The sequence below is a fragment of the Streptomyces acidicola genome (assembly GCF_009377235.1).
GTDB classification, from domain to species: Bacteria; Actinomycetota; Actinomycetes; order Streptomycetales; family Streptomycetaceae; genus Streptomyces; species Streptomyces acidicola.
This window is the reverse complement of record NZ_VMNX01000094.1, coordinates 1-19,824: the sequence shown is the minus strand read 5'-3', so window position 1 is coordinate 19,824 and position 19,824 is coordinate 1. Positions and strand designations below refer to the sequence as shown.

Below are 19,824 nucleotides of genomic sequence, written 5' to 3'. Positions count from 1 at the left end.
CCCCTCGGGGCACAGTCCCCGACCACCCCGCCAGGCTTTTCCTGAGTACGGCACATGGCGGGGTGGTGTTCGATGAGTGCCGCTCTGGGGCTGCTGGCCGTTCTCATCCTGACGGCCGGCACCGGATACTTCGTCGCCCAGGAATTCGCTTACGTCTCCGCCGACCGCCTCGCCCTCGCGCGGGAGGCCGAAGCGGGCGACAAGAGGGCCGCCCGCGCGCTGAAGGTGCTGGAGCGGCTGTCGTTCATGCTGTCGGGCGCCCAGCTCGGCATCACCGTCACCGGCCTGGTCGTCGGTTTCATCGCCGAGCCCTCGGTGTCGGCGCTGCTCAACCCGGTCCTCACCGGGATGGGCGTCCCTGAGGGTGCCGTCTCCGGCATCTCCGTGGTGCTGGCCTTCGTCCTGGCCACCTTCGTGCAGATGGTGCTCGGCGAGCTGGCCCCCAAGAACCTCGCCCTCGCGGTACCGGAGCGGCTGGCCAAGTCACTGGCCGCCTCGACGCTGGCGTATCTGAAGGTCGTCGGCCCGGTCGTCCACGTCTTCGACGGTGCGGCCAACAAGCTGCTGCGCAGGATCGGCATCGAGCCGGTCGAGGAGCTGCATCACGGCGCCTCCCTGGAGGAGCTCGGACATCTGATCGGCGAATCCCGCGAGCAGGGCCAGCTGCCCAAGGACACCGCCGAGCTGCTCGACCACGCGCTGGAGTTCTCCGACCGCACGCTGGACGAGGTGATGGTGCCGCGCGCCGACGCCGTCTTCGTCCGCAAGGACGCCTCCGCCGCCGAGGCGGTCGACCTGATCGCCAAGCACGGCCACTCCAACTACCCCGTGCTCGGCGACCACCCGGACGACGTCAGCGGCGTGCTGGGCGTCCGGGAACTGATGCACCTGCCCGCCGACGGTTTCTCCGCCACCACGGCGGGTGCGATCGCCCGCCGCCCGCTGCTGCTGCCGGACACGCTGCCGCTGCCGGACGCGGTGGACCGGATGCGGGAGCGGGACGACGAGTTCGCCGTCGTCCTCGACGAGCACGGCGGCGTCGCGGGCATCGTCACGTACGAGGACATCGCGGAGGAACTGGTCGGCGACATCGCCGATGAGAGCGACACCGTCACCGAGATCGCCGTCCCGGACGGCAGTGGCCCGGACGGCAGTGGCAGCGGCAATGGCGCCGGCAGCGGCTGGCTGGTGGACGCCGGACGCCGCCTGGACGAGGTCGCCGAGGCCACCGGCATCGCACTGCCAGAGGAGGAGGACTACGACACCGTGGCCGGCCTGATCGTGGACCGGCTCGGCCGTTTCCCGGCCGTCGGCGACCGGCTCACCGTGGATCTGCCCGACGGCGGCAGCGCCGTGATCGATGTACGCACCCTCGACCGGCACGTGCCCGAACGGGTGCGTCTGGAGCGGGTGGCCGTGGTGGAACGTGAGGAGGAGCAGGCATGAGTTTCCCGATGGCGCTCTTCGTCACCGTGCTGCTGCTGATCGGCAGTGGGTTCTTCGTCGCGGCCGAGTTCGCGCTGGTCGCCGCCAAGCGGCACCGTATGGAGAAGGCCGCGGCCGAGGGACAGCGCGGCGCCAAGGCGGCCCTCGCCGGTATGCGCGAGCTGTCGCTGATGCTGGCCGGTGCCCAGCTCGGCATCACCGTCTGCACCCTTGGCCTGGGCTCGGTGTCCAAGCCCGCGATCTCCCACGAACTCGACCCGCTGCTGCACGCGCTGGGCCTGCCGAGCGCGCTCAGCTACGGCGTGGCGTTCGCCCTGGCCATGATCGTGGTGGTGTTCCTGCACATGGTGGTCGGCGAGATGGCGCCGAAGTCATGGGCCATCGCCCACCCCGAGCGTTCCGCGATGCTGCTCTCCCCGCCTTTCCGCGGGGTGGTGGCGGCCGTCCGCCCCCTGATCTGGGTCCTCAACAAGGTGAGCAACAGCCTGGTCCGGCTGTGCCGGGTCACCCCACGCGACGAGATCACCTCCGTCCACAACCGCGAGCAGCTCACCCACCTCGTCGAGGAATCCGAACGTCTGGGCCTGATCAGCAAGGACGACTCCGAACTGATCACCAACTCGCTCACCGAGCCCCAGACCCCGGTGGGCGACCTCCAGGTCCCGGCCGCCGAGATCATCTCGGTACCGGCGGAGGCCGGACTCGACACCATCATCGCCACGGCGGCCGAGTACGACCGCAGCCGCCTGCTGGTGCGCGACGGCCCGCTGGTCGTCGGCTCGGTCCACGTCCGCGACGTGCTGATCGCCCGCGGCCGGGGCCGCACCGCGACCGCGCGGGACATCGCCCGGCCGGTGCCGGAGCTGGCTGCGCGGGACACCGTCGGCCATGCCATCGAGCAGCTGCGCCAGCGCCGCGCGTCCCTCGCCGTCGTGTGCGACGACGGTGGCCGGCTCACCGGCATGGTCACGCTGGACGACCTGCTGGCCCGCCTCCTGCACCCGCAGGCTGCCTAGGGGGGCGTAGGCGGCGTAGCGGCGTAGAGGGTTGTTGACGACAGAGGCGAGCACCCTGATCCGTCCCCGTCCGGCGACCGCCGCCGGGACGGATCAGGCGTGCCCGTGTTCCTCGCGGCGGACGTGACGTTCAACGAGCCTGCTTGGAAGCAGAGTTGGCGTCCCGGGCGGAGTACGGGTGCGGCCGTTCATCTGTTTCTTGCGAGGCGGCTCCGGTGTTCGCGCCGGGGAGTCGCATCGGGGTGTTGTGACGCGGAGTGTCGCCGTGTCCGGTTCAGGGTGGGGAGCGTCCGTGCCGCTGTCGGTGTGGCTGAGGTGATGGGAACGCGTGTGCCTGTGGTCGCTGGTCGGGGTGGTGGCTGTGGGATCGGTGGGCGTTTGTGCGGCTGTCGTACGTATGGTCCTTCGAGGGGTTCGGGATGGCGCAGTGTCCCGGCCGGAGCTGTGAGGGGGGCGAGATGGCGCAGGTGAGGGCGGGTGCGGAGGTGGGGTATGCCCGGTACACCTACCGGCTGCGCGTGTCGTGCACTGCCCGCACCGCTTTGGAGGCGGAGTGGGGCCGGTGCCGCTGGGTGTGGAACGAATGCGTCGCCAAGTCCAGGGCCTTACACCTGCGAACCAAGTCCACCGGCCGGAAGGCCACGTGCGGCCCGGCTCAGCTCGACAGGATGCTGACCGAGGCCCGCGCTTGTTCGCGGTGGCTGCGTGAGGGCTCGTCGGTTGTCCAGCAGCAGGTCATTCGCGACTTCGGCCGCTCCCGCGCCAAGGCGCACAAGGACATCCAAGAGCGCTTGCCCATGGCGCGCCGGTCCGGGATGCCGATGTGGAAGACCAAACGCGAGGCACTGGCGACCCTCAACTACACAAAGCGCGGGTTCCGGTTGAAGGACGGCCGGCTGCACCTGGCGGGCGGCATCGTCGTGGTGGTGGTGTGGTCGCGGGAACTGCCGGCTGAGCCGTCCTCGGTGCGGGTGTACCAGGACAGCCTCGGGCATTGGTACTGCTCGTTCGTTGTCCCCGCCCGGGTCCAGCCCCTGCCGGAGACCGGCCGCGCACTCGGCGTCGACTGGGGTGTGAAGGAGACCGCGACCACCACGTCCGACACGCACGACCTGCCGCACGCAGAGCACGGCAGGAAGGCGAGGGCGAAGCTGACCCGGTACGACCGGATGATGGCCCGCCGCAAGCCCAAGAAGGGCCGGCCCGGATCGAAGGGTTACCGCGAGGCGAAGAAGCTGCCGGCGAAGGCGCATAAGAAGGTTGCGAGGCAGCGTGAGGACACCGGTCGCAAGTGGGCAAAGAAGGTTGTCCGCGACCATGACGCCATCGCTGTCGAGGACTTCCGTCCGAAGTTCCTGGCCAGGACGACCATGGCCCGCAAGGCCGCTGACGCCGCCATCGGCGCCACCAAGGCCGCTCTGATCGAGATGGGCCGCAAGCACGGGCGGGACATCCGCCTCGTGCACCCCGCGCACACCACCATGGACTGCGCGCGCTGCGATGCGAGAGCCAAGCACGCACTGCCGCTGGGTGAGCGCACCTACACCTGCACCGCATGTGGAACCGAGTCCCCGCGGGACAAGAACTCCGCACGTGTCATGCTCGTCCGGGCTGGTCTCAACCCGGCTGGTGCCGATGGCGGAAGACCTCCTGGAGCGCCGCTCCAGGAGGCAGCCTGAGCCAGGAATCCCCTCCCTGCAGGGAGGGGAGGATTCAATAGGATCTGTCCGGCGCAGAGGCAGGCACTGCACGACATGCTGGTGAGGAAACTGAGAACTACCCGATGACGCACGACGGGACACCACGCTCAACCACCCTGCACACCCTGGCCTCGCACTGCCGTGCCGTGACCGAGGCCCGGTGGTTCGCCATCATGGCTTTCGCGCTCATCCTCGCCAACGCGGCCGTCCTCGGCGTCGAGACCTACGCGGGGGTGGTCCAGCGCTCGCACGACGAGCTGAAGCTGATCGAGCACGGCTTCCTGGCCTTGTTCACCGCCGAGATCCTCCTGCGCGCCGGGGCCCACGCCGACCGCCCACGGGACTTCTTCCGCGACCCGTGGAACCTCTTCGACCTCGCCGTCGTCGTGTGCGCCTTCCTGCCCGTCGTACGCGAGAACGCCACCGTGCTGCGGCTGCTGCGGCTGGCCCGTGTCCTGCGCGCCGCCCGCTTCCTGCCCCAACTGCGCGTCGTGCTCGTGGCGGTGGCCCGCAGCGTGCCGGGAACGATGAGCTTCCTGCTGGTGGGCACGCTCCTGCTGTACGTCTACGCCATGGTCGGCTGGGTCTTCTTCGCCGACGACGACCCCGAGCACTACGGCTCCCTCGGCCGCGCGGTGCTCACCCTCTTCCTTCTGATGACCCTGGACGGGCTCGGCGACGCGGTCCGCGCGGGTCTGGAGATCTCCCGCTGGAGCATCGTCTACTACGCCTCCTACGTCCTGTTCGCCTCCTTCGTGCTGGTCAACGTCCTCATCGGGGTGGTCATCGCCTCCCTCGACGAGGCCAAGGACATGGAACGGGACGGGGACGAGGTCGAGCGTGCGGAGGCACCGGACACCTCCGAACGGGAGCTGCGCCACCGCATCGCCGTCACCCGCCAAGCCCTGGACGACCTGGAAACGAGCCTGGCCCGCACCCCCGCCGCCCGCCCGCACAGGGCGGAAGAGAGCGCCCCGTCCCCCTCGGCGCGCACCTGACCCGAGGAAGCGTGGTTACGCTGCCGCCATGCGGGCGGTGGCGAAGAGTGATCTGACGAGGCGGGCACGGCTGCGCGAGGCGGCGCTGGAACTGTTCGCCGAGCGAGGCTTCGAGGCGATCTCCCCCCGAGCGGTGGCCGCCGCGGCCGGCCTCTCACCGGCGCTGGTGACCCGGCACACGGTTCTCGGCTGGCGGAGCCGTCAGGCGGCGAAGACCTGGGAGTCGTCGGCGAACGCCTTGAACTCCAGGGCGTTGCCGGCCGGGTCCAGGAGGAACATCGTCCACTGCTCGCCCTTCTGGCCCTCGAAGCGCACATAGGGCTCGATGACGAACTCGACGCCGGCCGCGCGCATCCGCTCGGCGAGTTCGTGGAACGCGGGGATGGTCAGGATCAGCCCGAAGTGCGGCACCGGGACGTCGTGGCCGTCGACAGGGTTGTGGATGCGGTGGGCGCGCTCGGGCGCGAGATGGGTGACGAACTGGTGGCCGTGCAGGTTCCAGTCGACCCAGGTGTCCGCGCTGCGGCCCTGCTCCAGCCCCAGCACCTCACCGTAGAAACGGCGGGCGGCGGCCAGGTCGTCGACCGGCATGGCCAGGTGGAACCGGGGGATCGGGGAGTCGGGAACGGTCATGGCACTGCCTTCCGACTGAGCACTTGTCTTAATGTTTACATTGCGACACTGAACGGGTGCAAGTCAACGGCTCGCCGACTTACGGCACCTCGGCGTCTCAGCGGGACGCACAGCTAGGGTGCGCCCAAGGAGCCCCTGCCCAGTCCAAGGAAAGAGAGGGCAAGCACCCATGACCACCGTGCGTGGAACCTCCGTGGACATCTCCACCCCGGACGGCACTGCCGACGCCTACCTGGCCTTCCCCGACGACAACTCCCCGCACCCGGCAGTGCTGTTCTACATGGACGCCTACGGACTGCGGCCCCACCTGAAGAAGATGGCCGACCGTCTCGCCGAGGCCGGCTACACCGTCCTGGTGCCCAACGTGTTCTACCGCCACGGCCCGGCGCCCGTGTTCGACCTGCCCGACTACGTCGACCCCCAGGAACACCCGAAACTCTGGGAACAAATCACCCCGGTCCTGCGGTCACTCACGCCCGAGTTGGCGACGCGTGACGCCCGTGCCTACCTCGACTACCTGGCAGGCCGTCCGGAGGCCGCCGACGGGCCGGTGGGCGTCACCGGGTACTGCATGGGTGCCCGCCGGGCCCTGCGTACCGCCGGGGACTACCCGGACCGGGTGGCCGCCGCGGCCTGTTTCCACGGCGGGGGCCTGGCGACCGACGCCCCCGACAGCCCGCACCTGCTGGCCGACCGCATCACCGCCGAGCTCTACTTCGGCCACGCAGACCAGGACCAGTCCATGCCACCCGAGCAGATCGACCGGCTCGACACGGCACTCACCGAGGCGGGCGTCCGCCACCGCACCGAGGTGTACACCGGCGCTGCGCACGGCTACACCCAGGCCGACACCGCGATGTACGACGCCGAGGCCTCCGAACGCCATTGGACGGCGCTACTGTCGCTCCTGAACCGTTCCCTGTGACCACCCGGCTACAGCAGGGCCCGTGCGGGGCCCCGCGGACCGTGCCCCAGAGCAACACGGCCGGCGCGACGCCGACCAGGATGTGCGGCGGCGAGAGTACGTCCTGTGCCTGGAGGGCGAGCGCGACGACCACGCTCGCGCCCAGCACCGGCCAGGTCACCCCGGGCCTTCCGGTCTGGCTGACGACCACGTACAGCAGGGGGAGCAGGGGCAGGAGTTCCCCGTAGCCGGCGATCGTGTCGTTCAGGTCGCCCGAGCCGCTCCCGAAGAGGGCGATCATGAGCGCGACGGTCAGTGCGGTGGGCCGGCGGTGCAGCAGGGTGCGAGACCAGTGGTGTGGTGCGGGAGCGGAGCAGGAGGCGGTGGCCGACTGTGTCGGGGGTGTCGGGGTGTCGGGACAGGGGTCTCTTCGGGCGACGAATGCCGGCAACGGCTCAGTACACGTCCCGCACGTACCGCTTGTCCGCCGCCAGTTGCTTCACATACGCGGCGGCCTCGTCCTCGCTCATCCCGCCGTGTGCGACCGCGATGTCCCGCAGCGCCCGGTCCACGTCCTTGGCCATACGGGAGGCGTCTCCGCACACGTAGAAGCGGGCGCCGTCCTCGAGCCAGTGCCAGAGCTCGGGACCGTGCGCGCGCATCCGGTCCTGGACGTAGACCTTGGCGCGCTGGTCGCGGGAGAACGCGGTGTCGAGCCGGGCGAGGACGCCCTCCTGAAGGAACCCCGTCAGCTCGTCCTCGTAGTAGAAGTCCGTCGCCCGGTGCTGCTCGCCGAAGAACAGCCAGTTCGGCGCCCGGTGGCCGAGCGCGCGCCGCTCCTGGAGGAAGCCGATGAAGGGGGCCACCCCGGTGCCGGGACCGACCATGATCATGGGGGTCGACGGGTCCGCCGGAGGCCGGAAGTGCGGGGAGCGCTGTACGGAGACCGGGACCTCCATGTCCGGCTCGCCGTCCGCGAGGAAGGGCGAGCAGACCCCGCCACGCGGGCGCCCGTGCAGGTTCTCGTACCGCACCACCGACACCGTCAGTGAGATGTGGTGCGGGTCGACGAGCGGGCTCGACGAGATGGAGTACTGGCGAGGCTGGAGCCGCTTGAAGACGTCGGCCCACTCCTGCGCACCGGCGCGCACGGCGTACTCCGCGACCACGTCCACGGCCTGCCGTCCCCAGGACCACCGGGCGAGGCCGTCCTTGTTGTCGGGACGCAGCAGCTTCTTCAACTCACGGTTGTCGCGGGCGCGTTCGGAGACGAACCGGAGCAGGCCGGAGGTGATGCGCGTGATGTCGAGGTGCCGGTGCAGGGCCTCCGCGAAGGGGACCTCGCCGACTCCGTTCACCTGTACGGCCGTCGAGCCGTCCACGCCGGTCACCGCCAGCCATTCCGCCACGAGGCCGGGGGAGTTGACGGGCCGTACGCTCAGCGCGTCCCCCGCCTCGTACGTCAGGGGCGTGCCGCTCGTGTCGAAGGTGAACCGGCGTACCTCCTTGCCCGCGCCGGGCAGGCTGAGCAGCCGGTTGCCGACCAGGCGGGCGGTGGTGGGCGCCGGCTTCGCGGACCGGGCCGGAGCAGGTGCGGGAGCGGGAGTGGGAGTGGGATCAGCGGCTGGGGTGTTCGTCCGAGTGCCCAGGGCTGTGAGCACCTGGTCGAACCAGGCGTCCGCCGACGGCTCGTAGTCCGGCTCGCAGTCCGTACGGGGCGCGAGGCGCACCCCGCCCAGCTCGTCCAGCCGCGCGTCCAGCCGGCGGCCGTGGCCGCAGAAGTCGTCGTACGAGGAGTCCCCGAAGGCCAGCACGGCGTAGCGCACACCGTCGAGGCGTGGGGCCTCCTGGGCGGACAGGGCGTCCCAGAAGCCCGAGCCGTTGTCGGGCGCGTCCCCGTCGCCGAAGGTGCTGGTGATCAGCAACAGGTCGGCGGAACGCGGGAGTTGACCCGGGTCGGTGTCGTCCATGCCGACGAGCCGGGGCCGGAGCCCGGTGGCGGCCAGCCGCTCGGCGGCGGCCACCGCGAACTCCTCGGCGTTGCCGGTCTGCGAGGCCCACAGCACGACGATCTCCCGGCCGGCGGGCTCGGCGGAGGGGACGGCCGGGGGCGCGGACGCCGACCTGGAGTACATCCCGGCCAGGACACCGTTGACCCACAGGGCGTGCTTGGGGCTGAAGGGCGCGTCCGGCGGCAGGACGGGGACACCGGAGACGGGGACGCCGGAGCCGAGCCCGGCCAGGAAGCCGGTGAGGTACTGGCGTTCGTGCGCGGACAGGACGGGCGGCGGCGAGGGATCGAGGCCGAAGGGGTTCGCGCCGGGGGTGACCGCCGTCGGCACGACCGCCCGAGGGGTCGCCGACTCGACAGAAGCCGACCCGACGGGAGTCGACCCGACGGGAGTCGACCCGACGGGAGTCGACCCGACGGGTGCGAGTGCGTGCGCGGGAGCCGCCACCTTCGTCAGCGACACCGCACACACCTTCAACTCCGGCTGGAACGACAGCGGATCGACCGCGTCGCTCGTCACCGCGTTGATGCTCAGATACTCCCCGAACAGGTCGTTCCAGTGGAACGGCGCGAAGCAGCAGCCCGGCCGCACCCGGTCGGTCACGACGGCGGGCAGGACGGCCCGCCCACGCCGCGAGGCCACCTCGACACCGTCGCCGTCCTCGATGCCCAGCTCGGCGGCGTCCCGCGGATGCAGTTCCACGAACGGCCCGGGGTTCAGCCTGTTGAGTTTGTCGACCCGGCCCGTCTTCGTCAGCGTGTGCCACTGGTGCTGCAGCCGGCCGGTGTTGAGTACGAACGGATAGTCGTCGTCCGGCATCTCGGCTGGTTCCATGTGCGGCCGCGCGTGGAACACGGCCCGCCCGCTCGCCGTGGGGAACACCGGGGCACCGCTCTCCACGTACCGGATGGGGTTGCGATCCGGCCCGTCCTCCGTGGGGGCCGGCCACTGCACGGAGGTAGAGCGCAGCCGCTCGTATGTCACTCCGCGCAGGTCCCAGCCGGTCTTCGGGTTCCAGGCCTGCTTGATCTCCTCGAAGATCTGCTCGGCGCTGTCGTACGAGAACCCCTTCTCGTACCCCATCTCACGGGCGACCGCCGCGATCAGCCGCCAGTCGGCCATGGCCTCGCCGGGCGGGTCGGCGGCGGGCCGGGCGAGGGTGAGGTTGCGTTCGCTGTTGATGAGGACGCCCTCGGTCTCCGTCCACATCGCGCCCGGCAGGACGACGTCCGCGTACGCGTTGGTCTCGGTGTCGGCGAACACGTCCTGCGTGACGACGAACTCGGCGGCCTCCAGGCCCTCGATCACGGTTCTGCGGTTGGCCACCGAGGCGACCGGGTTGGTGCAGATGATCCAGCAGGCCTTGATCTTCCCGTCCGCCATCTTCTGGAACATCTCGACGGTCCCCTGCCCGACCCCGTCCTTCCTGAGCGTGTCCGGCGCCAGCCCCCACAGCTCCTCGACGAACGCCCGCTCCTCGTCGACGAGTACGGACCGCTGTCCCGGCAACCCCGGCCCCATGTACCCCATCTCGCGCCCGCCCATGGCGTTGGGCTGCCCGGTGAGGGAGAACGGTCCGCTGCCGGGCCGGCAGATGGCGCCGGTCGCGAGGTGCAGATTGACCAGGGCGTTGGTGTTCCAGGTGCCGTGCGTGGACTGGTTGAGGCCCATGGTCCAGCAACTGGTCCACTCGGCCGCCTCACCGATGAGCCGCGCGGCCCGGCGTATGTCCTCCTCCGGAAGGCCCGTGATCCCGGCGACGGCGTCCGGCGCGTAGTCGGCGAGGAACCCGGGCATCACCTCCCAGCCCTCGGTGTGCGCGGCGATGAACGCGGAGTCCGTGTGCCCGTTCTCGTGCAGCAGGTGCAGCAGACCGTTGAGCAGGGCGAGGTCGGTGCCGGGACGTATAGGCAGGTACAGGTCGGCCTTCTCGGCGGTCGCCGTGCGCCGCGGGTCGACCACGATCAGCTTGGCGCCCGCCTTGACCCGCTCCATCATCCGCAGGAACAGGATGGGGTGGCAGTCGGCCATGTTCGAACCGATGACCAGGAAGAGGCCCGCCCGGTCGAGGTCCTGGTACGAACCCGGCGGCCCGTCGGCGCCCAGCGACAGCTTGTATCCCGTGCCCGCGCTCGCCATGCACAGTCGGGAGTTCGACTCGATCTGGTTCGTCCGCATGAAGCCCTTGGCGAGCTTGTTCGCCAGGTACTGCGCCTCCAGGCTCATCTGACCGGAGACGTAGAGAGCGACGGCGTCGGGACCGTGCTCGTCGATGATCGCGCGCAGCCGCCGAGCGGTTTCGGCCACGGCGTCGTGCACCGGCGCGGGGACCGGCTCGTCGCCGCGGTCCTCCCGGACCAGCGCCGTGGTCAGCCGTCCCGGCGAGGCCAGCATGTCGGCCGTCGTCGCGCCCTTGGTGCAGAGCCTGCCGGAGTTCGCGGGGTGGGACTTGTCCCCGGAGGCCTTCAGGACCGTACGCCGTCCGTCCGGGCCCATACCGATGTCCAGGACCATTCCGCACCCGACACCGCAGTACGAGCACACGGTCCGCACCTGCTGGGCGGTGCCCTGCGGGCCCTGTGCGGCCACGGGCGGCCCCTTCCTGGTCGGCGACTGAGCGGTCTGAGCGGTCTGAGCGGAGTCACCGGTCTGATCGGTCTGATCGGTCTGATCGGTATGCCTGATCGGTGATCGGTGATCGGTGATCGGTGATCGGTGATCCGTTCGGTGTTGGATACGGATTCCGGCCCTCGATCGTTGTCCGGTGCGGTCGAGCGTACGAATTGCCCGTTACGCCTGTGTCACATGACCTGATCATGAAGGGTTACGCGGGCCACACAGCGTCCGCGCGGCCGCTGTGAGGGGTTGGGGAGTGACGTATTCCGGCCGTTGTGCGCTTGGGGACGTAGCGGTCCGTGTCGCTATTGGGTCGAACGGGTGACCATGCGTAAGAATTGACTGGTGCAGACATTGAGTGCGAGCCAGGGGGAGGTGCGGTGAACAGTCACGATGTCACCGACGAGCAGTGGGAAGGGCTCGCCCAGGTCGTGCCGTTGCGGGGCCGGGACGCATGGCCGTCCGCGGTCGGCCACCGCGCGATACCCGAGGCCGAGACGGAGGCGCGGCGCCGCTTCGTGGTGCTGCGGGTCAACGTGTTCGCGGACGCCCGCGACGTCGCCGAGACGCTGATGGCGGGGATCCCGGTGCTGCTCGACCTCTCGAGCGCCGAGACCGAGGTCGCCAAGCGGGTGCTGGACTTCAGTACGGGGGTCGTATTCGGCCTGGCGAGCGGGATGCACCGGGTCGACCGGAACGTGTTCCTCCTCACGCCGCCGGGGACCGAGGTGCGGGGGCTCATGGAGGGTGCAGGCGTTCCCGGAGTGTGACGCGGGGTCGGCGGATCGCGCGCGCTCCCTCGATCGTAGGAAGGTCACCCCGGCGGAACGGTTCGTCCGCACGGCGGGTGACTACCGTCCGTGCGTGATCATGCCGCCCCAGTCATCATCTGCGCAGTCATCGCCTGCCCAGTCGTCACCTGCTCTGCCCCCGCCGGCGCTGCCATCGCCCGCTCCGGTGCCGCCCGCTCCGGTGTCACCCCGTCTCGTGCCGCCGGATTCCGTGCCGCCTGATTCCGCCACGAGTGGTCCCGCCGTCGCCGTCGCCGTTCCGTCGGGAGAGGGTGCGCGCTCGGAGCGGCCCGGTGTCACCGAATTACGGCTCTCCGCCTTCGCCGGGCACCGGAGCGCCGCGTTCCCGCTGGGGCCGGTGACCTTCCTCACCGGGAGCAGCGGCAGCGGCAAGTCCACGGCTCTGCGGGCGTACGAGGCGCTGGCCCGGCTCGGTGGCGGGGCCGGGCTGGGGGAGGTGTTCCCGGACCCGGTCGCGTACGTGCCCGAGCGGGCCCGGCCCGACGCCCAGCGTCGGCGTGGCTTCCGTATCGGTTGTACGGCCGACGGCCCCGAGGGGCCCGTACGGCTCGACGTCGCGGTCCAGGCCGAGCCCGAACTGCGCATCGTGGGCGAGCGGTTGACGTCCGGTGGGCAGGTCCTGCTGGAGACGGCCCTGCGTGACCCGAGCCGCCCCGTCGTCCAGGCGGCCTGGCACACGGCGGGCTCGGCGCCGGTCACCCGCGGCCCGCTACCCGACGACCGCCTCGGCACTGCTCTGCTGCCCCTGCGCGTCGCGGGCAGGACCGAGGGCCAGCGCCGGGTGCTCGCCGCCGCGGAGCAGACGGTCGTCGCCCTGCGGTCCGTGTTCGCCTGCGATCCGCGGCCGGAACCCATGCGGGCCGCGGTGCGGCTCGGTGCGGGACGGCTGCTGCGCGGCTGCGGCAACCTCGCCGAGGTGTTGTGGCGTACGCGCACGGAGTGCGGCCGACGGCACGTACAGCTCGTCGCGGCGGCCCACGCCGGGTGCGCGGGCCCGGTCGCGGACCTGCTGGCGCAGCCGCTGGACGACGGGCGGGTACGGGCGCTGCTGGACCGGGGTGACGGGGTGCGGACACCTCTCGGGCTGCTGGGCGACGGGGAGTTGAGGTACCTGGCGCTGGCCCTGGTGCTGATGACGGGCCCCGGGGTCCTGGAGGTCGACCCGGTGGGCGAGGTGCCCGCGGCGCTCCAGGCGCTGACCGTCCTCGCCGACGGCTTCGACCGCGCCCTCGACGCCCGGCAGGCGGGAGAGTTGGCCCGGCTCGCGGTACGGATGGGGGCGCGCGGGCACATCCGGCTGGTGGGGGCGGTGAGCGACGCGTCGTGGGCCAAGGGTGTGGCCGGGGTGACCGTGGTGGACCTGGACGCGTGCGGGAGGTGATCCGGAAGCGACGACGGGCCGGGTGATAGACCTGCACCCGTGAACGAACTGGATGTGGCGGGCCTGCAGCGACGGCTCGCCGACTTCGCGGCCGCCCGCGACTGGCAGCAGTACCACACCCCGAAGAACCTCGTCACCGCGCTCAGCGTCGAGGCGTCCGAACTCGTCGAGATCTTCCAGTGGTTGACTCCGGAGGAGTCGGCGCGCGTGATGGACGACGCCGACACCGCCCACCGTGTCACCGACGAAGTCGCCGACGTGCTGGCGTACTTGCTCCAGCTCTGCGCGGTGCTCGGCATCGACCCGCTGGCCGCGCTGGACGCGAAGATCGACCGCAACGAGCGGAGGTTTCCGCCGCCGGGCGGGACGGGGACCGGGGAGACAGGCGCCAGGGAGGCGGGCGCCGGGGAGACAGGCGCCAGGGAGACGGGCGCCGGGGAGACGGATGGAGGGGAACCCGGGGCCCGGGAGTCGCCCTGAGTGTCTGTCAGGGCCTCCAGCAGGGGAGGAACCGATTCCAATGGGAACCCGTCAATCCGTTTGTCACTCTCCGGAGTTGTCGAGTTGTCCACAGTCAATTGATTGTCCACAGATTTCGGGCTTCCTCTGGCTTTTCGTCCCACGTGCCTTCACTCTGGGTAGTGAACAGCGGAGTTCGGGCGGACGTGCGAAGAGCGCGTCAAGACAGACGGGGACGGTTCGCATGGACGCGATGCGGCTCATCCTGGCGAGCAGGCGTGCCCTGGTGGGAAGCGAGGAGGAGCGGGAGATCATGACGGAGGCGTGGCAGGCACAGGCCCTGGCCCAGGCGATCGGCAGCCGACTGGCGGTGTCGGGCCCGCCCGAACTGCGGGGTGAGGCGCTGGGCCTGACGGAGCTGGCCGGCAGAGGCTGCGGCGTCCTCGGCGCACCGCAGCTGCCCGTGGAGGCCTTACGCGCCTCCCAGCTCACCGAGTTGGGCGACGCCCACCAGGCCCTCGTCACCCTCGGCGGCCTCCTCGGCGAGGTCGGTATAGCGCTCGTCGGTATCGCCTCCGCGGCGGACGACGAGACGACGTACTGGCAGTGCATGGAGGCCATCGACGCAGCCGAGGAGTCCCGCGACCGGGTTCGGGAGATGCTGCGCCGCCTCGCGGTCAGGGAACAGGCGGTCCCCGACCGCGAGGCGGGCTGAGCTCGGGTGCGGGTGCGGGTGCGGGTGCGGCCGTGGTCGTGGTCGCCCCACGGCAAACGCCCGGCCGTCGCGGGGCCGGGCGTCGCAGGTGAAGGAGGAGTCGGGCAGGGGAGGCGCCAGGTGCAGGCGGGGGAGGAGGAGTCAAGCAGCGTCGGGGGCGTCCGTTGAGGTGGGGAGAGGGCCGGAGAGGTCCGCGTCGAGCTGAGACAGATCGGCGTTGAGGGCCGCCATCAGCTCCTCCATCTGCTGGAGCAGCCCTTTGGGCTGTGCGGGCACGGCCTGATCCGGTTCGGCCTGATCCGGCACGGCTTCCTGGGACATCAAGGCCTCCTCGGCCCTCGGCCCCCGGGCGCGGGGGCGCGTTGAGCAGGCGTCCCGGCAGCGGCCGCCGGCGACGGGTGCCGGGCGGTCCGGCTCCGCCCACGCCAACGATCACTGCTCGGGCGGGTCACTGAGCGGTCCCGCGCGTTTGCGTCCGGTTGACGGAATTTCACCCGACCGGGACGGCGGGGTGCGGAGGGGACCGATGGGGTTGACCCGTGTTCGAGCGTGCAGGATGGGGAACATGGATCTCCGCATCTTCACCGAGCCCCAGCAGGGGGCGACCTACGACACCCTTCTCGGCGTTGCCAAGGCCACCGAGGATCTTGGTTTCGACGCGTTCTTCCGTTCCGACCACTATCTCCGCATGGGCTCCGTGGACGGCCTGCCCGGACCCACCGACGCCTGGATCACTCTTGCCGGACTCGCCCGCGAGACCAAGCGCATCCGGCTCGGCACCCTGATGACCGCCGGCACCTTCCGCCTGCCCGGTGTCCTCGCCATCCAGGTCGCACAGGTCGACCAGATGTCGGGCGGACGCGTCGAACTCGGCCTGGGCGCGGGCTGGTTCGAGGAGGAGCACAAGGCGTACGGCATTCCGTTCCCGAAGGAGAAGTTCGCCCGTCTTGAGGAGCAGCTCGCCATCGTCACCGGGCTGTGGGCGACGGAGGTCGGCAAGACCTTCAGCTACGAGGGCGACTACTACCAGCTGACCGACTCGCCCGCGCTGCCCAAGCCCGCGCAGGCCAAGGTGCCCGTGCTCATCGGTGGGCACGGTGCGAGCCGTACGCCCCGCCTCGCCGGGCAGTACGCCGACGAGTTCAACATGCCGTTCGCCTCGACCGAGGACAGTGAGCGGCAGTTCGGGCGGGTGCGCACGGCGGCCGAGGAGGCCGGACGCCGGGGCGACGACCTGGTGTACTCGAACGCGCTGGTCGTCTGCGTCGGCAAGGACGACGCCGAAGTCGCCCGCCGCGCCGCCGCGATCGGCCGCGAGGTCGACGAGCTCAAGACCAACGGGCTCGCCGGATCCCCGGCCGAGGTCGTGGACAAGATCGGCCGCTACCAGGCTGTCGGCTCCGAGCGGATCTACCTCCAGGTCCTCGACCTCGACGACCTCGACCACCTGGAGCTGATCTCCGCGCAGGTGCAGTCGCAGTTGTCGTAACCACGGCAGGTCCGGTGCGCCCCGCACCCTCAATCCGGTGTGCCCCGCACCCTCAAGGGGCCGAGGCCTCCGGGGGTGCGGGGCTGTGACGACGTGCGGGACGTGGGTACGCGAGGGGGAGAACCGGACACATCGATCCGCGGGTCGGCCGACCTGGGAAGAAGGGATCCCGATGATCTCCGAGATGGTTCTGGTGCCCACCGACGGCGCGACGCTGCCGGGCGACCTGATCGTGCCGGAGCGGGCCCGGGCCGTGGTGCTGTTCGCACACGGCAGCGGCAGCTCCCGGCACAGCCCGCGCAACCGGATGGTGGCCGCGGAGCTGCGGGCCGCGGGACTGGGCACCCTGTTGATGGATCTGCTCAACGACCGGGAGGAGCGCGTCGACGCCGTGACGGGCGAGCACCGCTTCGACATTCCGTTCCTGGGCCGCCGTCTGGTGGCCGCGATCGACTGGATGGACACGCAGCTCGACACCCGGGGGCTCCCGGTCGTCCTCTTCGGTGCCAGCACCGGCGCGGCCGCGGCCCTGGTCGCCGCCGCCGAGCGCCCGGACCGTGTGCTGACCGTCGTGTCGCGGGGCGGCCGGCCCGACCTGGCAGAGGACGCGCTGGATGCCGTACGGGTGCCGGTCCTGCTGATCGTCGGGGGCGACGACGAGGTGGTGCTGCGGCTCAACGAGGAGGCGGCCGGGCGGCTGCGCGGCCCGCACTCGCTGCACATCGTGCCCGGGGCCACCCACCTCTTCGAAGAACCCGGTGCGCTGGAAGAGGTCGCCGTCGCCGCCCGGCAGTGGTGCGTCGAGCGGCTGAAGACCCCGCACGGCGCGGGATAGCCGGAGGGCACGAGCCAGGCCCTAGCCGGGCGGCACCGGCATCCCGGTGTGCAGCCGGGCGCCCTGCCGGAGCAGTTCCTGCTGGACGAGGAAGGCGGGCATGTCCCGCGGAGCGCGTCCCTCGTGGACGGACAGCGCGGCGCATGCGCCGGCCGCCTGGCCCGTCGCCATGGCGATGGGCATCACCCGGTACGAGGAGTGCGCCACGTGCGTACCGGAGATGCAGCGGCCCGCCACCAGCAGGCGGTCGGCCCCCCGGGGCAGCAGGCAGCGCAACGGGATGTCGTAGAAACGGCCGGCCGGCACCCGCCTGAGGAGGGTGCCGGTGCCCTCCGGGTTGTGGATGTCGACCGGGTAGGCGCCGTGCGCGATGACGTCCGGGAAGGACCGGGCGGCCAGGACGTCGTGTCCTGTCAGCTGGTAGTCGCCGACGACACGGCGGGTCTCGCGGACGCCGATGTGGGTGCCGCTCTGCACGACGTAGGAGTCCTCGAAGCCCGGTACGTGCGTGCGCAGGAAGTGGTCGATCTGCTCCATCTGCCGGCGGGCGGTGTACTCGGCCCGGGTGAGGTCCCACACGTTGATGCCGAGCACTTTGGTCATGCGGGTGCTGTTGACGCTGACCTCGGACGGATGCGGGGTGGCGAAGAACAGCACGTCCTCGCGCGGCAGCCGCAGCTCGCCGTCAGCCGTGGCCTTCCGCACGAGGTCCCACAGCCCGTGCACGCCGCGCCACTGGTCGGGGTGCGCGCGCACGTACTCGGCGAACCGGTCCGGCAGGAACTGTGCGACGCGGAACATCAGCGTCATCGGCTGCACCAGCCCGTCCTCCGGGCGCCCGATCTCGTACTGCGCCCCGCAGGCGGCCGCGACGTCACCGTCGCCGGTGCCGTCCACCACCACCCCGGCGTCGATCACGACCGGCCCGGACTTGGTCTCGAAGACCACCCGCCAGCCGTCGTCCAGGGGCAGCGCGGCCGAGGCGAAGGAATGGAACAGCATCCGCACGCCCGCCTCGTCCATCAGGTCGAGCAGGACCAGTTTGAAGATCTCCGGGTCGAACGGCACGGTGTACCCGGTCTTCAGGGACGGCGGGACGCAGCCGCCGCGCGCCGTGAGCCGGTCCAGCAGCCGCCACAGGACACCCGCGACGACCGGTTCGCCCTCGCCGTGGTCGGTGGGCAGCAGCCGGGTGATGTCCCCGGACTCGGTGAACGCGGCCTGCTTGTGCTCGTTGTGGAACGACATCAGCGGCATGACGAGCGCCGCGGTCGCGTTGCCGCCGAGAAACCCGTGGCGTTCGACGAGCACGACATCGGCGCCCGCGTCGGCCGCGGCGATCGCGGCGGCGCACCCGGCGGGCCCGCCGCCCACCACTAGGACGCCGGTACGGCCCCCGTGCCGGGCGGGCCGCGGCGGCAGCGTGACGGTACGGGGCTCTCGGGGCTCTTCCAGGATCGGCATCGGGGTCCTCCGCGGGCTGGGCCCTGGTGGGTCCGGTCCACATCCGGGCAGGTCACGCGCTCAGCGGGCGGACCTCTGACGCTTGGGGCGGCGACTGCTGCGCTTCCGCGTGCCGAGCCGTCTCGATGTCGTCGAGCAGGTTCCCACACCGGACGCAGGTCTCCTCGGCGAGCGTGCGCAGCTCCCGCACCCGGGACTGAAGTACCGCACGGCGCTGCGGATACTCGTCCCAGAGCCGGTCCACCTCCGCCAGCAGCAGCCCGGCCTGTTCCCGCGCCACCCCCACCAGCGCCGGCGCCCCGATCCGGCGCGCGAAGTCGAAGACCTTGCCGGAGTACGGCAGCGGCAGCACCGGCAGCCCGGACAGCGCGGCGAAGATCACGAAGTGCAGCCGCATACCGACGGCCAGGTCCAGGTGGCGCATAAAACCGAGGAGCTGCCCCGGACTGTAGGTCCCGTGCAGGATCCGCCCCTTGTCCGGGGCCGTCATATGGGACAGCACGGCGTGGGCGTGCCGCACGTCGTGGCGCTCCATCGGCAGGAACACCACGTGTGCGTCCAGGCGCCGCACGAGGAAGTCGGCGACATCGGCGAGCAGCGCGTGGTAGCCGCCCTCGTCCAGGTTCTCCGCCGCCCGGCCCGGCTCCCGCACGGACATCCCCACCAGCCGGGCACCGGCGGGTATGCCCTCGTCGCTCATCATCCGGTCGGTGAACGTCTCCGATGCCAGCAGCAGCGCGGGATCAGCGGTGACGACGATCTCCCGCTCGACGCCGACCTCCTCCAGGACGAGCCGGGACTCCTCGTCCCGCACCACGACGTCGTCCATCTCCGCGAGGACGGTGCGCACCGCCTCCCGGTCGTCCGGCTCCCGCAGCGGCCCGGCACCCACGGCGTAGGCGAACGTGCGCACGCCGCGTTCCTGCGCCGCCCGCACCAGCCGCAGATAGCGGCGTGCCTCGCCGTCGAAGAGGATGCCGCCGCCGCCCAGCACCAGCAGGTCCAGCCCGGTCAGCGCGTCCAGCACGTGGTTGCGGCTGACGCCCTCCCAGTCGACCACCTCGTCGGCGTCGTGGTGGTGGACACGCGTGTGGGCGGCGTTCCGGCTGAAGACGACGAGCCGGGCCTGGGGGCGCTGGGCGCGCAGACAGCCCAGTAAGCAGGTCAGGATGGACTCGTCGCCCATGTTGAAGCCGCCGTACGAGCCGAGCAGGCCGATGCGTGGGCGCGCGGGCGTGCCCGACGCGCCGGGGAGTGGCTCCGGTGGGGCAGTGTTCATCCGTGGGGCTCCCGTCACGTCGGAGTCGAGTCGGTCAGGGGAGTGGATTGGGGGGAGGGGATGGG

16 protein-coding genes and 1 pseudogene are annotated in these 19,824 nt (G+C 71.1%); 12 read left to right on the top strand and 5 right to left on the bottom strand.

Features of this window, described 5'->3' with window-relative positions; all coding sequences use genetic code 11:
* Positions 1-72: 72 nt before the first annotated feature.
* From FPZ41_RS23640 to FPZ41_RS48575, 5 genes are all read left to right on the top strand, one after another.
* Positions 73-1,446, top strand: a complete 1,374-nt coding sequence (locus FPZ41_RS23640) for a hemolysin family protein (RefSeq protein WP_194236194.1) — start codon at positions 73-75, stop codon at positions 1,444-1,446.
* On the top strand, positions 1,443-2,462 hold the full coding sequence (locus FPZ41_RS23635) for a hemolysin family protein (RefSeq protein ID WP_152865710.1): 1,020 nt from the start codon (positions 1,443-1,445) through the stop codon (positions 2,460-2,462). The genes FPZ41_RS23640 and FPZ41_RS23635 overlap by 4 nt, the downstream gene beginning before the upstream one ends.
* Before the next feature lie 458 nt (positions 2,463-2,920).
* The gene (locus FPZ41_RS23630; protein ID WP_152865708.1) at positions 2,921-4,141 is read left to right on the top strand and encodes an RNA-guided endonuclease InsQ/TnpB family protein; all 1,221 of its coding nucleotides are present in this window, start codon (positions 2,921-2,923) and stop codon (positions 4,139-4,141) included.
* 104 nt (positions 4,142-4,245) lie between these two features.
* Positions 4,246-5,160: an ion transporter gene (locus FPZ41_RS23625; protein ID WP_152865706.1), complete on the top strand. Its 915-nt coding sequence runs from the start codon at positions 4,246-4,248 to the stop codon at positions 5,158-5,160.
* 28 nt (positions 5,161-5,188) lie between these two features.
* Positions 5,189-5,479, top strand: coding sequence for a TetR/AcrR family transcriptional regulator (locus FPZ41_RS48575; RefSeq protein WP_228022930.1), 291 nt, complete (start codon positions 5,189-5,191; stop codon positions 5,477-5,479).
* Here FPZ41_RS48575 and FPZ41_RS23615 read toward each other — a convergent pair.
* Positions 5,362-5,793: a VOC family protein gene (locus tag FPZ41_RS23615; RefSeq protein WP_152865704.1), complete on the bottom strand. Its 432-nt coding sequence runs from the start codon at positions 5,791-5,793 to the stop codon at positions 5,362-5,364. The genes FPZ41_RS48575 and FPZ41_RS23615 overlap by 118 nt on opposite strands.
* A 169-nt stretch (positions 5,794-5,962) precedes the next feature.
* Between FPZ41_RS23615 and FPZ41_RS23610 the strand changes: the two genes are divergently transcribed.
* Positions 5,963-6,718, top strand: coding sequence for a dienelactone hydrolase family protein (locus tag FPZ41_RS23610; RefSeq protein ID WP_152865702.1), 756 nt, complete (start codon positions 5,963-5,965; stop codon positions 6,716-6,718).
* 434 nt (positions 6,719-7,152) lie between these two features.
* On the opposite strand, the gene FPZ41_RS23605 is transcribed toward FPZ41_RS23610, so the two are convergent.
* Positions 7,153-11,298, bottom strand: a complete 4,146-nt coding sequence (locus tag FPZ41_RS23605) for a molybdopterin-dependent oxidoreductase (RefSeq protein WP_322620625.1) — start codon at positions 11,296-11,298, stop codon at positions 7,153-7,155.
* A gap of 407 nt (positions 11,299-11,705) precedes the next feature.
* On the opposite strand from FPZ41_RS23605, the gene FPZ41_RS23600 reads away from it, so the two are divergent.
* The 4 genes and pseudogenes from FPZ41_RS23600 (at position 11,706) to FPZ41_RS23585 (ending at position 14,692) form a co-directional block, all read left to right on the top strand.
* Entirely contained in the window at positions 11,706-12,095 is a 390-nt protein-coding gene (locus tag FPZ41_RS23600; protein WP_322620624.1) for a cell division protein SepF, read from the top strand.
* A gap of 100 nt (positions 12,096-12,195) precedes the next feature.
* Positions 12,196-13,518 carry an AAA family ATPase gene (locus tag FPZ41_RS23595; RefSeq protein ID WP_152865726.1) on the top strand — a complete coding sequence of 441 codons (1,323 nt, stop codon included), beginning with the start codon at positions 12,196-12,198 and terminating at the stop codon, positions 13,516-13,518.
* Between the two features lie 39 nt (positions 13,519-13,557).
* Positions 13,558-13,878 (top strand): annotated as a pseudogene (locus FPZ41_RS23590) (nucleotide pyrophosphohydrolase); the annotation flags it as partial.
* A 343-nt stretch (positions 13,879-14,221) separates the two neighbouring features.
* A complete protein-coding gene (locus tag FPZ41_RS23585) occupies positions 14,222-14,692 on the top strand; it encodes a DUF6099 family protein (RefSeq protein ID WP_131569612.1) in 471 nt (156 codons plus the stop codon).
* A 141-nt stretch (positions 14,693-14,833) separates the two neighbouring features.
* Here the strand turns inward: FPZ41_RS23585 and FPZ41_RS23580 are convergent, their stop codons facing one another.
* Positions 14,834-15,013 carry a hypothetical protein gene (locus FPZ41_RS23580; protein ID WP_152865699.1) on the bottom strand — a complete coding sequence of 60 codons (180 nt, stop codon included), beginning with the start codon at positions 15,011-15,013 and terminating at the stop codon, positions 14,834-14,836.
* A gap of 244 nt (positions 15,014-15,257) precedes the next feature.
* Here FPZ41_RS23580 and FPZ41_RS23575 point away from each other — a divergent pair, with 244 nt between their 5' ends.
* On the top strand, positions 15,258-16,181 hold the full coding sequence (locus FPZ41_RS23575; protein ID WP_152865697.1) for an LLM class F420-dependent oxidoreductase: 924 nt from the start codon (positions 15,258-15,260) through the stop codon (positions 16,179-16,181).
* Positions 16,182-16,353: 172 nt separating this feature from the next.
* Positions 16,354-17,016, top strand: a complete 663-nt coding sequence (locus FPZ41_RS23570; protein ID WP_152865695.1) for a dienelactone hydrolase family protein — start codon at positions 16,354-16,356, stop codon at positions 17,014-17,016.
* A 21-nt stretch (positions 17,017-17,037) separates the two neighbouring features.
* Here FPZ41_RS23570 and FPZ41_RS23565 read toward each other — a convergent pair whose 3' ends face one another.
* Together FPZ41_RS23565 and FPZ41_RS23560 are read right to left on the bottom strand one after the other, a co-directional pair.
* Positions 17,038-18,480 carry an FAD-dependent oxidoreductase gene (locus FPZ41_RS23565; RefSeq protein ID WP_152865693.1) on the bottom strand — a complete coding sequence of 481 codons (1,443 nt, stop codon included), beginning with the start codon at positions 18,478-18,480 and terminating at the stop codon, positions 17,038-17,040.
* A 52-nt stretch (positions 18,481-18,532) separates the two neighbouring features.
* Positions 18,533-19,759: a polysaccharide pyruvyl transferase family protein gene (locus FPZ41_RS23560; RefSeq protein WP_152865691.1), complete on the bottom strand. Its 1,227-nt coding sequence runs from the start codon at positions 19,757-19,759 to the stop codon at positions 18,533-18,535.
* Positions 19,760-19,824 lie beyond the last annotated feature (65 nt).

Bases quoted from the DNA above. Each gene is read 5' to 3' on its own strand.
- FPZ41_RS23640 (WP_194236194.1), top strand. From the start codon at position 73: ATGAGTGCCGCTCTGGGGCTGCTGGCCGTTCTCATCCTGACGGCCGGC.
- FPZ41_RS23635 (WP_152865710.1), top strand. From the start codon at position 1,443: ATGAGTTTCCCGATGGCGCTCTTCGTCACCGTGCTGCTGCTGATCGGC.
- FPZ41_RS23630 (WP_152865708.1), top strand. From the start codon at position 2,921: ATGGCGCAGGTGAGGGCGGGTGCGGAGGTGGGGTATGCCCGGTACACC.
- FPZ41_RS23625 (WP_152865706.1), top strand. From the start codon at position 4,246: ATGACGCACGACGGGACACCACGCTCAACCACCCTGCACACCCTGGCC.
- FPZ41_RS48575 (WP_228022930.1), top strand. From the start codon at position 5,189: ATGCGGGCGGTGGCGAAGAGTGATCTGACGAGGCGGGCACGGCTGCGC.
- FPZ41_RS23615 (WP_152865704.1), bottom strand. From the start codon at position 5,793: ATGACCGTTCCCGACTCCCCGATCCCCCGGTTCCACCTGGCCATGCCG.
- FPZ41_RS23610 (WP_152865702.1), top strand. From the start codon at position 5,963: ATGACCACCGTGCGTGGAACCTCCGTGGACATCTCCACCCCGGACGGC.
- FPZ41_RS23595 (WP_152865726.1), top strand. From the start codon at position 12,196: ATGCCGCCCCAGTCATCATCTGCGCAGTCATCGCCTGCCCAGTCGTCA.
- FPZ41_RS23585 (WP_131569612.1), top strand. From the start codon at position 14,222: ATGGACGCGATGCGGCTCATCCTGGCGAGCAGGCGTGCCCTGGTGGGA.
- FPZ41_RS23580 (WP_152865699.1), bottom strand. From the start codon at position 15,013: ATGTCCCAGGAAGCCGTGCCGGATCAGGCCGAACCGGATCAGGCCGTG.
- FPZ41_RS23575 (WP_152865697.1), top strand. From the start codon at position 15,258: ATGGATCTCCGCATCTTCACCGAGCCCCAGCAGGGGGCGACCTACGAC.
- FPZ41_RS23570 (WP_152865695.1), top strand. From the start codon at position 16,354: ATGATCTCCGAGATGGTTCTGGTGCCCACCGACGGCGCGACGCTGCCG.
- FPZ41_RS23565 (WP_152865693.1), bottom strand. From the start codon at position 18,480: ATGCCGATCCTGGAAGAGCCCCGAGAGCCCCGTACCGTCACGCTGCCG.
- FPZ41_RS23560 (WP_152865691.1), bottom strand. From the start codon at position 19,759: ATGAACACTGCCCCACCGGAGCCACTCCCCGGCGCGTCGGGCACGCCC.